General features: G+C 25.2%; 19 protein-coding genes and 2 pseudogenes. 8 read left to right on the forward strand and 13 right to left on the reverse strand.

Annotation, left to right across the window (positions count from 1 at the left end; genetic code table 4):
- Window positions 1-238: hypothetical protein (locus tag MSROBK_RS11910; protein ID WP_227991259.1), on the forward strand; the 238-nt coding region annotated here is incomplete at its 5' end.
- Window positions 239-1,038: 800 nt separating this feature from the next.
- On the opposite strand, the pseudogene MSROBK_RS09920 reads toward MSROBK_RS11910, so the two are convergent.
- The 3 genes and pseudogenes from MSROBK_RS09920 to MSROBK_RS09930 form a co-directional block, all read right to left on the reverse strand.
- Window positions 1,039-1,873: pseudogene (locus tag MSROBK_RS09920) on the reverse strand (IS5 family transposase).
- 26 nt (window positions 1,874-1,899) lie between these two features.
- On the reverse strand, window positions 1,900-2,196 hold the full coding sequence (locus tag MSROBK_RS09925; RefSeq protein ID WP_040092652.1) for a ParA family protein: 297 nt from the start codon (window positions 2,194-2,196) through the stop codon (window positions 1,900-1,902).
- Window positions 2,183-2,425 carry a hypothetical protein gene (locus tag MSROBK_RS09930; RefSeq protein WP_040092653.1) on the reverse strand — a complete coding sequence of 81 codons (243 nt, stop codon included), beginning with the start codon at window positions 2,423-2,425 and terminating at the stop codon, window positions 2,183-2,185. Before MSROBK_RS09930 ends, MSROBK_RS09925 begins: the two co-directional genes overlap by 14 nt.
- Window positions 2,426-2,801: 376 nt before the next feature.
- Between MSROBK_RS09930 and MSROBK_RS09935 the strand changes: the two genes are divergently transcribed.
- From MSROBK_RS09935 to MSROBK_RS14315, 4 genes are all read left to right on the forward strand, one after another.
- Window positions 2,802-3,488: a hypothetical protein gene (locus MSROBK_RS09935; RefSeq protein WP_159373266.1), complete on the forward strand. Its 687-nt coding sequence runs from the start codon at window positions 2,802-2,804 to the stop codon at window positions 3,486-3,488.
- A 149-nt stretch (window positions 3,489-3,637) separates the two neighbouring features.
- Window positions 3,638-3,826 (forward strand): hypothetical protein, encoded by a 189-nt coding sequence (locus MSROBK_RS09940; RefSeq protein WP_040094389.1) that lies wholly within the window; start codon window positions 3,638-3,640, stop codon window positions 3,824-3,826.
- A gap of 195 nt (window positions 3,827-4,021) precedes the next feature.
- Window positions 4,022-4,474 carry a transposase family protein gene (locus MSROBK_RS14310; protein WP_416375056.1) on the forward strand — a complete coding sequence of 151 codons (453 nt, stop codon included), beginning with the start codon at window positions 4,022-4,024 and terminating at the stop codon, window positions 4,472-4,474.
- Window positions 4,459-4,857 carry a transposase family protein gene (locus MSROBK_RS14315; protein WP_242441474.1) on the forward strand — a complete coding sequence of 133 codons (399 nt, stop codon included), beginning with the start codon at window positions 4,459-4,461 and terminating at the stop codon, window positions 4,855-4,857. The genes MSROBK_RS14310 and MSROBK_RS14315 overlap by 16 nt, the downstream gene beginning before the upstream one ends.
- Window positions 4,858-5,370: 513 nt before the next feature.
- On the opposite strand, the gene MSROBK_RS09950 is transcribed toward MSROBK_RS14315, so the two are convergent.
- The 5 genes from MSROBK_RS09950 to MSROBK_RS09970 form a co-directional block, all read right to left on the reverse strand.
- Window positions 5,371-5,706 carry a hypothetical protein gene (locus MSROBK_RS09950; protein ID WP_133165042.1) on the reverse strand — a complete coding sequence of 112 codons (336 nt, stop codon included), beginning with the start codon at window positions 5,704-5,706 and terminating at the stop codon, window positions 5,371-5,373.
- Between the two features lie 222 nt (window positions 5,707-5,928).
- Window positions 5,929-6,102 carry a hypothetical protein gene (locus MSROBK_RS09955; RefSeq protein ID WP_157944217.1) on the reverse strand — a complete coding sequence of 58 codons (174 nt, stop codon included), beginning with the start codon at window positions 6,100-6,102 and terminating at the stop codon, window positions 5,929-5,931.
- Window positions 6,103-6,432: 330 nt separating this feature from the next.
- Window positions 6,433-7,071 carry a ligand-binding sensor domain-containing protein gene (locus tag MSROBK_RS09960; RefSeq protein WP_159373267.1) on the reverse strand — a complete coding sequence of 213 codons (639 nt, stop codon included), beginning with the start codon at window positions 7,069-7,071 and terminating at the stop codon, window positions 6,433-6,435.
- On the reverse strand, window positions 7,064-7,303 hold the full coding sequence (locus MSROBK_RS09965; RefSeq protein WP_159373268.1) for a hypothetical protein: 240 nt from the start codon (window positions 7,301-7,303) through the stop codon (window positions 7,064-7,066). Before MSROBK_RS09965 ends, MSROBK_RS09960 begins: the two co-directional genes overlap by 8 nt.
- 50 nt (window positions 7,304-7,353) lie before the next feature.
- The gene (locus tag MSROBK_RS09970; protein WP_159373269.1) at window positions 7,354-7,530 is read right to left on the reverse strand and encodes a hypothetical protein; all 177 of its coding nucleotides are present in this window, start codon (window positions 7,528-7,530) and stop codon (window positions 7,354-7,356) included.
- Window positions 7,531-8,574: 1,044 nt separating this feature from the next.
- On the opposite strand from MSROBK_RS09970, the gene MSROBK_RS12200 reads away from it, so the two are divergent.
- Genes MSROBK_RS12200 through MSROBK_RS14325 form a run of 3 tightly spaced genes read left to right on the forward strand, consistent with a single transcriptional unit; the run spans window position 8,575 to window position 9,070 of the window.
- Window positions 8,575-8,709 (forward strand): hypothetical protein, encoded by a 135-nt coding sequence (locus MSROBK_RS12200; RefSeq protein ID WP_265575298.1) that lies wholly within the window; start codon window positions 8,575-8,577, stop codon window positions 8,707-8,709.
- A gap of 38 nt (window positions 8,710-8,747) precedes the next feature.
- Window positions 8,748-8,900: a hypothetical protein gene (locus tag MSROBK_RS14320; RefSeq protein WP_241969990.1), complete on the forward strand. Its 153-nt coding sequence runs from the start codon at window positions 8,748-8,750 to the stop codon at window positions 8,898-8,900.
- Window positions 8,901-8,914: 14 nt separating this feature from the next.
- The gene (locus MSROBK_RS14325; RefSeq protein WP_416375269.1) at window positions 8,915-9,070 is read left to right on the forward strand and encodes a helix-turn-helix domain-containing protein; all 156 of its coding nucleotides are present in this window, start codon (window positions 8,915-8,917) and stop codon (window positions 9,068-9,070) included.
- Window positions 9,071-9,630: 560 nt separating this feature from the next.
- Here MSROBK_RS14325 and MSROBK_RS09980 read toward each other — a convergent pair.
- From MSROBK_RS09980 to MSROBK_RS10000, 5 genes and pseudogenes are all read right to left on the reverse strand, one after another.
- On the reverse strand, window positions 9,631-9,864 hold the full coding sequence (locus MSROBK_RS09980; RefSeq protein ID WP_159373270.1) for a lipoprotein: 234 nt from the start codon (window positions 9,862-9,864) through the stop codon (window positions 9,631-9,633).
- 532 nt (window positions 9,865-10,396) lie between these two features.
- A pseudogene (locus MSROBK_RS14330) lies at window positions 10,397-10,543 on the reverse strand (transposase family protein); the annotation flags it as partial.
- 657 nt (window positions 10,544-11,200) lie between these two features.
- Entirely contained in the window at window positions 11,201-11,605 is a 405-nt protein-coding gene (locus MSROBK_RS09990; RefSeq protein WP_040092662.1) for a hypothetical protein, read from the reverse strand.
- 161 nt (window positions 11,606-11,766) lie between these two features.
- Complete coding sequence (locus tag MSROBK_RS09995; protein WP_159373271.1) at window positions 11,767-12,069, reverse strand: hypothetical protein; 303 nt, start codon at window positions 12,067-12,069, stop codon at window positions 11,767-11,769.
- A gap of 262 nt (window positions 12,070-12,331) precedes the next feature.
- The gene (locus MSROBK_RS10000) at window positions 12,332-12,862 is read right to left on the reverse strand and encodes a TraM recognition domain-containing protein (RefSeq protein WP_159373272.1); all 531 of its coding nucleotides are present in this window, start codon (window positions 12,860-12,862) and stop codon (window positions 12,332-12,334) included.
- Window positions 12,863-12,962: the final 100 nt, after the last annotated feature.

Below are 12,962 nucleotides of genomic sequence, written 5' to 3' on the forward strand. Positions count from 1 at the left end.
TGGCACGCCAAGCACCCGAAACCCCGCACTCCCAACGTTGTTGATAGTGCGGGGTTTCGGCTTAATGTTTGTGTTCCGCAGTGGTGGGTTTTTATTGGTTATGTTAATTGCAATTAACATAACCAATAAAAACCACCTAGTTCCTTTTTTCTTTTTGCCCGTGCCCTTAAAAGAAAAAGTGAACCCAAAAAAGAAAAAACCCTGCCTGTCAAGATATGTTGATCAAATGACTTTGTAGTCAAACTGATATTGAGAACTATCAAACGGAGCGGGAGTTAAAAATGAAAAACGGCAATTTAAATACTTACCCGACCTTATCATCACCAAAAATGATGATAGTGAAATTTATGTTGAATTTGAACGCACCCGCAAGCCCCCAGAGCGTTTTAGAACTAAACTAATTAACTTATGCGAGTGACTTGTTGTGGGCGGTAAAATTCACTGAATTACTCCTATTCAAACATTAGCTATTTGAATTGAAAACCAAATTAACAATATTGGTGCTTATCCATCACAGCATACCTACGAAATTTGAAACAACAAAGAATAATGAAAAAGAAATTATAAATGAATACCTATTAAAATAAGTTTGTTTGCTTTTTTTATAAAATATGTTAATATTAATTTGGAACAATAAAAAATTGAGAGTTAACCACTCTCCTATTGTGTTAAATTATCCTATTTGGATAATTTTTTAATTATGTAAATAATTTGCAATAGTAGCGTGATTATTTTGAGAACATTACAAATAATTTGTAATAATTCCATTAAACCACCGCCTAACTATTTTTTTGGAACCATTAGGGAGTGGTTAAAACTCTCAACTTAATTATAACATCGTTAAGTTAAAAACTTTTTTAAGATTTTTATAAAATAGACTTCTTGCATTACTTGTTAAAAAATTGCAAATATTTGTAAAAAAGATACTAATAGAAAAATATAATTTTAATTAATTATGTTTTTTATTTAAAAATTTAATATTTTTCCACAACGAAAAATTAATTTATTATTTAAATTATTTAATTTTAAATAAATATTTTATGTTAAATATAATAATTGTAAATTATAAATTGAGGCAATTAAATTAAATCTTAAACCAAATCTTTTTCTTCGATTACGATATTTTTCTGTAATAATTTTAAATTTTTTAAGAATAGCAAAAATATTTTCAATAATAATTCTCATTTTTGAAACTAGTCTATTATATTGCTTTTGTTCTTTTTTTAAAGGGTTTTTCTTTGTTTTCTTTGTAGGTATTAGAACATTATTGTGATTTTTTTTGTATTCCTTGATAACCACTATCAACTATTAATTTGGTATTTTTTAAAATTGGGATTTTGATTCTTTAAATAAAGCATAATCATGTTTTTTTCCGAGCGAAAAACTTGTTGCAATAATTTTTTTGGTTTCTTGTTCGATAATTACTTGTGTTTTGATCGTGTGTTTTTCTTTTTACCAGAATAAGATTGTTTTTGTCTTTTTTTGGGCGTTGGATTGGAGTTTCGGTAGAATCAATAATAATAGTTTTATCATTAAAATAATCATTTATTAGTGCTTTTTTACCAGCAAGTTGTTGAAAATCAGAGTTTTTAATTAAAATATCTTCAATTCACTTAATATTACGATAACAATTAGCCTCACTAATATCAAAACTTTTACCAAGATGAAAATAAGTCTGATATTCTCGTCAATATAATAAAGTCATCAATAATCTATTTTCTAATGATAATTTATTAGTTTTACCACCTTTTTTAAATTTTTCTATTTCAGCAACTTTTAAAATATCTAACATTTTATTAAAAGTGGATTTTTTTATTCCTGTTAATCTTAACCATTCTCTATCATTAAGAGTATTAAATTTATTATTGTTCATATTTTTATGTCCTCATAAATTATATTTTATAATAATATTTTAATAAAAAAGGGTATCGCAAGAAGTCTAATGATGTCAATGTTTTTATATTTTGTTGATTGAATAATGTTATTAATTCCAACATTAAACCCACCAAACAATTTTAATAAAGTAATATCTTTTATAATTTTATTTGTATAAAATTGAACAGATAAGGTTGCTTGGGGGTCAAGATCAATCAACAAAACCTTTGCCCCATCAAGTGCTAATTTATAAGCAACATTTTTGCATAATGTTGTTTTGCCAACCCCACCTTTTTTATTACAAAAACTAATCATCTTCATTGTTGTTGTTTTCCTTTCCATAGCGCTCTTCTAAAATAATTGTCATTAAAGTTGTATAACTCCACCTTTTTTCTTCTGCTTCTTTTCTAAATTTATTTACTAAATATTTAGAACAAAAAGTATTGGGTATCATATCTTTGCTTGTTCTTTTTTTAAATTCTTTTGTATTAGAAAAACTTGATAGTTCTTTTATTCCATTTTTTTCAAGAAATGTATTTAATTTTGCCATAATATTTCTCTTTTTTTCATATATATTTTATCATTATTTTAAAAATAAAATATTTTTTATTTGTTTTATTTTTAAAATGTAAATAAGTCAAAAAATGAAATATATAAATATTTTATAATGTTATTATCATTTCCCTGCGAAAATAAAACTCAATGCGCCACAAACGACGATAACAAAACAAGCAATGAAAAACCCTTATTTTATAAGGGTTTTAAGTAGGGAAATATGTTAAATTATTCGGTTTAAATTGCTCTAAATTTTTAATAAGAACACTGAATAAAGTTTTGTGTTACTATATATTTTAGTATCAAAAAAAAATCAATTATTAACTTAACAAAATATCAAAATAATACAAATTTCAGAAAGGAAACATAAAATGAAAAAATTACTAAGTATCTTAACCATAACAACATTGACGGCGAACGTTCCTGCTCCGTTGCTTGCCAACACACCTTTAACTCGTAATAAACGCGATGTTGGCGCAACTAAAACAGATGTTAATACACGTGTAATAAAAACTGATGGAGCTAATAAACCAACAGCACATCAAATAAAAAATATATTAAAAGAATTAAATCTACAATTAGACATCACAAAAATTAACGTTACAAACATTACTAATAACAGTGCAACAATTACTTCTACTGAATTTAGTGGTAGCAGAACATTAAATTTTAAAGTTGATAAATCTATTGATTTAAAAAAAATAATTATTAACATTGATTTAGGTTCAATTATAACTGATGGAATTAACTTGCCGACTATTGAACAAATCAAAGACAAATTAAAAGAATTAAATCTACAATTAGACATCACAAAAATTAACGTTACAAAAATTGCTAATAACAATGCAGCAATTACTTCAAATGATGAAAATATTTATACCAAAAATGTAATTGTTAATTATACTATTTCAATAAAATCATTTATTAGAAATACTGATTTAGGTTCAATTATAACTGATGGAATTAACTTGCCGACTATTGAACAAATCAAAGACAAATTAAAAAAATTAAATAATAAATTAAAAGATGTTAAATTTCATTTTTTATTAAAAATATAGATATTACTGATATAAAACCTACAAGTGCAAAATTAAATTATCTATATCCACATATTTATTCAGATACAGTAGATATTAATTTTACATCTAATATTAATTTAGACAAAATTATTACAAATAATAATTTAGGTGAATTTATAACTAATAATTTGTTTAAACCAGCAGAACAACAAATCAAAGACAAATTAAAAGAATTAAATCCACAATTAGACATCACAAAAACTAACGTTACACACATTACTAATAACAGTGCAACAATTACTTCAAATGATGAAAATATTTATACCAAAAATGTAATTGTTAATTATACTGTTTCAATAAGTTCAATTAATTGATAAATATTATTTAAAAAATATGGAAAAATATGAAAAAAAATAAAAAGAAATGAAAAAAAATAATTTATGCAATTAATATAAAATTATTTTTATTAGACATATGCTTAATAATTTTTATCATTTTAATATTAGACTTCTTGCGATACCCCTTTTTATTAAAATATTATTATAAAATATAATTTATGAGGACATAAAAATATGAACAATAATAAATTTAATACTCTTAATAATAGAGAATGGTTAAGATTAACAGGAATAAAAAAATCCACTTTTAATAAAATGTTAGATATTTTAAAAGTTGCTGAAATAGAAAAATTTAAAAAAGGTGGTAAAACTAATAAATTATCATTAGAAAATAGATTATTGATGACTTTATTATATTGACGAGAATATCAGACTTATTTTCATCTTGGTAAAAGTTTTGATATTAGTGAGGCTAATTGTTATCGTAATATTAAGTGAATTGAAGATATTTTAATTAAAAACTCTGATTTTCAACAACTTGCTGGTAAAAAAGCACTAATAAATGATTATTTTAATGATAAAACTATTATTATTGATGCTACCGAAACTCCAATCCAACGCCCAAAAAAAGACAAAAACAATCTTATTCTGGTAAAAAGAAAAAACACACGATCAAAACACAAGTAATTATCGAACAAGAAACCAAAAAAATTATTGCAACAAGTTTTTCGCTCGGAAAAAAACATGATTATGCTTTATTTAAAGAATCAAAAATCCCAATTTTAAAAAATACCAAATTAATAGTTGATAGTGGTTATCAAGGAATACAAAAAAATCACAATAATGTTCTAATACCTACAAAGAAAACAAAGAAAAATCCTTTAAACAAAGAACAAAAGCAATATAATAGACTAGTTTCAAAAATGAGAATTATTATTGAAAATATTTTTGCTATTCTTAAAAAATTTAAAATTATTACAGAAAAATATCGTAATCGAAGAAAAAGATTTGGTTTAAGATTTAATTTAATTGCCTCAATTTATAATTTACAATTATTATATTTAACATAAAATATTTATTTAAAATTAAATAATTTAAATAATAAATTAATTTTTCGTTGTGGAAAAATATTAAATTTTTAAATAAAAAACATAATTAATTAAAATTATATTTTTCTATTAGTATCTTTTTTACAAATATTTGCAATTTTTTAACAAGTAATGCAAGAAGTCTATTATATTTTAGTTTTTGTAATATATCAAATATTGTAATTCAACCAACAAGTGTAACTGACAACAAACAAATAAACGAAATAATTAAAAACACTGATTTAGGTGAATTTAAAACTGAAAATTTATCTAATCCAACAAAAGAACAAATCAAAGACAAATTAAAAGAATTAAATCCACAATTAGACATCACAAAAATTAACGTTACACACATTACTAATAACAGTGCAACAATTACTTCAAATGATGAAAATATTTATACCAAAAATGTAATTGTTAATTATACTGTTTCAATAAGTTCAATTAATTGATAAATATTATTTAAAATAAAAAGAGCATATTAATATGCTCTTTTTATTTTTCGTTGTTTCATATTTCGTAGGTGTGTTGTATTGGATAAGTGCCAATAGTGTTGATTTGATTTTTAATTCAATTTGTGAGTGTTTGGGTTGGAGTAATTCAATGAATTTTACCACCATCAACAAGCCAGTCACGCAAGTTAATTAATTTCGTTTTAAACCGGTCGGGTGACTTGCGGGTGCGTTCAAATTCAAAATAAATTTCACTATCATCATTTTTGATGATGATTAAATCAGGGTAGACATTTAAATTGCCGTTTTTCATTTTTAACTCCCGCTCCGTTTGATAGTTCTCAATATCAGTTTGACTACAAAGTCATTTGATCAACATATCTTGATGGGGGAGTTCATAGCAATTTATTTTAATTGCTTTTTTATGTTCTAGGCCAACAAAAGTATTACCTTTATAAGAAAGATAATAAATATTGCGATGGGTATGTTGGTCAACTTATTCCATCAATTTTGGTTGGTGTGTCTGAACCCGCAGACAACTTATACGCACCAGTATCAGTAGCATAATAAATACTATTTGAACTATCAATGATAATTCCGTTTATTCATGCACTAATACCATTATTTTTTTTATTGGTAGGTAGTTGTTGTTTGCGTTAGATGTCAAAGCACTAACATCGCGCTTGACACGAGTTAGTGGTGCATTGGCCAGCAACGGAGTGGGAATGCTTGCTGTCAAGGTTGATATGGTTAAGATACTTAATAATTTTTTCATTTCGTTATTTCCTTTCTGAATTCTCTTTTTAACAAAAAAGAGAATAGCACCACCGCACTATTCCCACATGCAATTTTCCAACATATTTGACAGCACCACAAAGCATATAACACCATCAAATATGTTAAAATTGTCTGTGGAAACGCTAGTTTGTCGCTAGTGTTTCCAAGATACTAAATTGTTTACAAGACAATTTAGTATCACTTTATTAAATTTTAGCAAAAGTAAGGAGATACAAACTACTTATTTATATTATTTTACCATATCTATAAATAGATATGGTTTTTTTATATAAATTGCTATTTATCAAAGTTTTTATTACCTTCTTTTCTATCGTTTCTTGTTATTTTTTATATATTTATATAAAAAATAAGTACCAAGAACAAGTAACACCACACCAATACTTGAACCAATTGCAATAAATGCAATTTCAATGTGAGATAATTTATTACTTAATTCAGGTACGTGCGCAGGTGGTGTTGGTTTAACAATCGGAGTTAATTTATAAACCCCATCATCTGTCCCAAAATATACATTATCTTTACTATCAATGTCAATAAATCAAACATATCTATTAATATTTTCAATTTTAGTTGCAGTTGTAGAACCCTGTTTAAGCACAAAAGCTCCATCAGCTGTCCCAAAATAAATGTTATCTTTACTATTAATCGCAATAGAAAGAACATTACCACTTATACCATCAATTTTGGTTGGTGTGTCTGAACCCTGTTTCAAAACAAACGTACCATCACTTGTCCCAAAATATACATTATCGTTGTTATCAATTACAATATTATTAACATAGCCAATAATACTATCAATTTTAGTTGCAGTGTCTGACCCCGCGAACAACTTATATGCACCATTATTTGTTCCAAAATATACATTATCTTTACTATCAACTATAATTGTTCTATCATCACTGATACCATTTATTTTTGTTGCAGTTGTAGAACCCTGTTTAAGCACAAAAGCTCCATCAGCTGTCCCAAAAATAAATGTTATCTTTACTATTAATCGCAATAGAAAGAACATTACCACTTATACCATCAATTTTGGTTGGTGTTGTTTCCCCGTGTTTCAACACAAACGCACCATTGTTTGTTGCAAAATAAACATTATCGTTGTTATCAATTACAATATTATTAACATAGCCAATAATACTATCAATTTTAGTTGCAGTGTCTGACCCCGCGAACAACTTATATGCACCATCAGCTGTTCCAAAATATACATTATCTTTACTATCAACTATAATAAAAAATGTACTATTAATATTTTTATTTTATTTAATGGTAGGTAGTCGTTGTTGGAATTAGATGTTATAACATCGCGTTTATTACGAGTTAAAGATGTGTTGGCAAGCAACGGAGCAGGAACGTTCGCCGTCAATGTTGTTATGGTTAAGATACTTAGTAATTTTTTCATTTCGTTATTTCCTTTCTGAATTCTCTTTTTAACAAAAAAGAGAATAACACCACTGCACTATTCCCACACGCAATTTTTAAACATATTTCACAGTAGTACCACAGAAATACTACCAAGAAATATGTTAAAATTGTCGGTGGAAACACTAGTGACAAGCTAGTGTTTCCACGATACTAAATTGTTTACTAGACAATTTAGTATCACCAAATTTTTATTAAAAATATTTAATTACATAAATATTATATCACTATAAACAATATTGTTTATAGTTTTTTAATTTTAATATTTGGCACAAAAAATATAGAAAAAATTTGCATTTAATACATTTTGATATTTACTATATTTGATACATTTGGGCTAGATACCAAAGATAAAAATATCTTGGTAAGGAAATTATAACCCAAATTGTTATTTTTTACCGCAGTTTTTATTTCCCGTGTTAATCGTAAATCACTCATCATCCACTTTTTGAATGGTGAAACTACAATTCAAACACTTTTGTAAATCAACATCAACAATCATTAAATTATGATTTTTAGTATCTTATTCTCTACTTTTTTCATTGTTATTTGATTTCCTTGATGAGTTCTTCATGGGCTTGTTTTTGCCGCCAATAATATGGGTTCTCCCAAATGCTATTAAAATCATTTTCACTTGTAGTAAAATTTTCAGAATGTTTTATAAAAATATTTAATAAATTATCATATAAATTTATTTCTTTAATCATTTTCAAATTTATACAAGTAATATCACAAACCAAGTTAATACATTTTACTATGCAAATAGTAAAAATACTATCATACTAGTTAAACCAACAGCAAGTAAGCAAATAGTGTGATAACAGGGGTTGTGTACAGTTGTGATGAAAATTGACAAAAAATGGGGAGCAAGATACTATTGATTTAACAAATGATATTAACTTGATGGTTCACAACTAGATACTTATCAAGGTCAATATTTAATAGAAACAGAAGATAATGCAAAAAACAAAAGTAGTTATTATGTTGTTATTAACAAAGATACAGAAAAAGATTAATACACTTAATGAAAATACAAACATTAACTGAAAAATGGAAAAATTATTTAAAATATTCATTAGATATTTTAAATAATGTAAAATCTGAAAAAACTGTTATGAGATATATTTATAATAGACTTCTTGCGATACCCTTTTATTAAAATATTATTATAAATATAATTTATGAGGACATAAAAATATGAACAATAATAAATTTAATACTCTTAATGATAGAGAATGGTTAAGATTAACAGGAATAAAAAAATCCACTTTTAATAAAATGTTAGATATTTTAAAAGTTGCTGAAATAGAAAAATTTAAAAAGGTGGTAAAACTAATAAATTATCATTAGAAAATAGATTATTGATGACTTTATTATATTGACGAGAATATCAGACTTATTTTCATCTTGGTAAAAGTTTTGATATTAGTGAGGCTAATTGTTATCGTAATATTAAGTGAATTGAAGATATTTTAATTAAAAACTCTGATTTTCAACAACTTGCTGGTAAAAAGCACTAATAAATGATTATTTTAATGATAAAACTATTATTATTGATGCTACCGAAACTCCAATCCAACGCCCAAAAAAGACAAAAACAATCTTATTCTGGTAAAAAGAAAAACACACGATCAAAACACAAGTAATTATCGAACAAGAAACCAAAAAAATTATTGCAACAAGTTTTCGCTCGGAAAAATATGATTATGCTTTATTTAAAGAATCAAAAATCCCAATTTTAAAAATACCAAATTAATAGTTGATAGTGGTTATCAAGGAATACAAAAAAATCACAATAATGTTCTAATACCTACAAAGAAAACAAAGAAAACCCTTTAAACAAAGAACAAAAGCAATATAATAGACTAGTTTCAAAAATGAGAATTATTATTGAAATATTTTGCTATTCTTAAAAATTTAAAATTATACAGAAAAATATCGTAATCGAAGAAAAAGATTTGGTTTAAGATTTAATTTAATTGCCTCAATTTATAATTTACAATTATTATATTTAACATAAAATATTTATTTAAAATTAAATAATTTAAATAATAAATTAATTTTTCGTTGTGGAAAAATATTAAATTTTTAAATAAAAAACATAATTAATTAAAATTATATTTTCTATTAGTATCTTTTTTACAAATATTTGCAATTTTTTAACAAGTAATGCAAGAAGTCTATTAAAGACTTTAATGTCTTTTGCTGTAATACTTTCGTTGCTAAGATTTTTTTTGTTATGACAAGCAACAACATTTGGCGCAACAGTTCCAACTAATGTTATTGTCCCTAAAATACTTAATAGTTTTTTCATTGTTTTTTCCCTCTTTGCTTTTAGTTATATTTATTTAAAATTTAAAAACTAAAATTTAGGCGGGATATGTATCTTACGAAATAAACATAAACATTTTGTATGCAAAAAATTAATTAGAAGGGCAATTTTATAATAAAATTTAATTTTATAAACAATCAACATAATTCTTTCATCTCTATTCTCTACTATTTTTATGTGTTAATAAAAAAACTATAACTTTTAATTATTATATCAAATTATTTAAGTTATTTTAATAATTAGTTTGACAAAAAGTGGAATCAAGCCTTTACGATTTACTACATAATGCCATATATAATAGACTTCTTGCATTACTTGTTAAAAAATTGCAAATATTTGTAAAAAGATACTAATAGAAAAATATAATTTTAATTAATTATGTTTTTTATTTAAAAATTTAATATTTTTCCACAACGAAAAATTAATTTATTATTTAAATTATTTAATTTTAAATAAATATTTTATGTTAAATATAATAATTGTAAATTATAAATTGAGGCAATTAAATTAAATCTTAAACCAAATCTTTTTCTTCGATTACGATATTTTTCTGTAATAATTTTAAATTTTTAAGAATAGCAAAAATATTTTCAATAATAATTCTCATTTTTGAAACTAGTCTATTATATTGCTTTTGTTCTTTGTTAAAGGGTTTTTCTTTGTTTTCTTTGTAGGTATTAGAACATTATTGTGATTTTTTTGTATTCCTTGATAACCACTATCAACTATTAATTTGGTATTTTTTAAAATTGGGATTTTTGATTCTTTAAATAAAGCATAATCATGTTTTTTTCCGAGCGAAAAACTTGTTGCAATAATTTTTTTGGTTTCTTGTTCGATAATTACTTTGTTTTGATCGTGTGTTTTTTTCTTTTACCAGAATAAGATTGTTTTTGTCTTTTTTGGGCGTTGGATTGGAGTTTCGGTAGCATAAATAATAATAGTTTTATCATTAAAATAATCATTTATTAGTGCTTTTTTACCAGCAAGTTGTTGAAAATCAGAGTTTTTAATTAAAATATCTTCAATTCACTTAATATTACGATAACAATTAGCCTCACTAATATCAAAACTTTTACCAAGATGAAAATAAGTCTGATATTCTCGTTAATATAATAAAGTCATCATAATCTATTTTCTAATGATAATTTATTAGTTTTACCACCCTTTTTAAATTTTTATATTTCAGCAACTTTTAAAATATCTAACATTTTATTAAAAGTGAATTTTTTTATTCCTGTTAATCTTAACCATTCTCTATCATTAAGAGTATTAAATTTATTATTGTTCATATTTTTATGTCCTCATAAATTATATTTTATAATAATATTTTAATAAAAAAGGGTATCGCAAGAAGTCTAGTTAAATAATGCAATTCTTTAATTGCAGTGTTGCAAATCGCTTGATAACCTGCTAAACGATATTTGTTATTATCTCTTGTGTTATAAATTCAGTAGGTAAATAACATATCAATGCCAACCAAAAAGTATTTACCAGTTTTATCAATAAAACACATTATTTTTGGTACACAAATAAATTTGTCATAAATTTTGACTTTGTAGCTAGTTTCGCGGGTAGGGTGTTGGCGAACATATTTTTTCGGAATGTAAAAATTAGAGACATGTTTATTCTTGTCAAGTTGATTAATAACTTTATAGTTCAATCCATTTATCTCCACAAAGTGGTAATTGACTTGTTCTGCTTGCTGTACTAAATTTTCCATAATTTCTGTTCCTTTATTTGGTTTTGAGCGAATTTAACCCCCTTATTAGCGTTGATATTTTCCAAAATGTAATCCTTCTTTTGGTTAGTTTAAACGCTATTTAAAGGTAAAAATTTATGATTTATAAATTGTGTTCTTTTTGATTTGTTCAACGCGTTTTTTTATTCGCGTTGTTTTTCTTTGTCTAAATTGCTGTATCAGCTACGTTTTCATTCCTGACGAACTCTTACCAATTCAAACTTTTTCTTTTCTAACGCCAATTTGTTGGTTATTAGTTTGTATTCTTTTTGTTTTTCTTTAGTTAAGTTTTCAAATCAACCACTTTTTCACTGTTTCTCTCACTGTTTTAAAGCAAGGCGACCAGGGTGGTGTTCGATTTGGTATTGCTTTACCCGACGTTGTTCTTTTTGAACATCATTTTGATCATAATCAATTTTTGTATCAATATAACTTGCTCTGCGCATAACATCATGTCCTTTCTAATAAATATTTCATAAATAAAAAAATAGGTAGATGACTTTTTTATCATTCTACCTATACACAAAAATTAAAAAATGTTATAATTTAACTGACCTACCAAAAGGTGGGGTTAAATTAATAAGCCCTAGTTAAGTGGTTGTCCCCGCTTAATAGGTGTATAGAAGAATGACTTGCGTGTCATTTTTCTTTTCGTTTATTTAGTTGTGTTTATTATAGCACAGGTAGAGTGTATTATTTATTTAATTGTTAAAATAAATTATCTAAATAAGTTGGGTCAACTTGAATTTTTTTAATAAATAACTTGCCACTCGGTAGAGTGGTTTTTAAATAGCATTCCCCGATTTTAAGGTTTTTAAGGTCATTCGGATGAACAATAAATTCATCCACCGAACGCACCGACCCCATATCAGCCGTGTTGTTTTTAAAATCAAGTTGTCGAGTTAGTTTTTCGGTTTCTTGGGTGCCAAATACACTTGCTATATATTCGGCCGTGTTTGGGTCTTTCAATGAGTGACAAACAATAGTGCTAACATTTCCAAAAATGGTATCTGTTAAATTCATATTGTTTGTTTTAGGTCATTGATTGTTTGGGAGATAGAAACACTGATAATTAAAACTACGCGACTTATTTATCAAGTTGATAATCGTTTCACTCGCAAAGACATTAAACTCATCTAAAACAATGTTAATTTTTTGATTAACTGGTTTTAGCGTGGTTAATTCTTTTAAGTCTTGGATAATGATTTTACCAACTGAACCCGCTAGTTTGGGATACATCAACGAATTGATTACTAAACAAAATCGTTTTATGTTTAGTAATCAATTCTAACAAAGTATTTTTATTGCCCAAACTATTGTTTAGTTGTGTGTTGTAAAC

It is taken from the genome of Spiroplasma poulsonii, assembly GCF_009866525.1.
Taxonomy (GTDB): Bacteria; Bacillota_I; Bacilli_A; order Mycoplasmatales; family Mycoplasmataceae; genus Spiroplasma; species Spiroplasma poulsonii.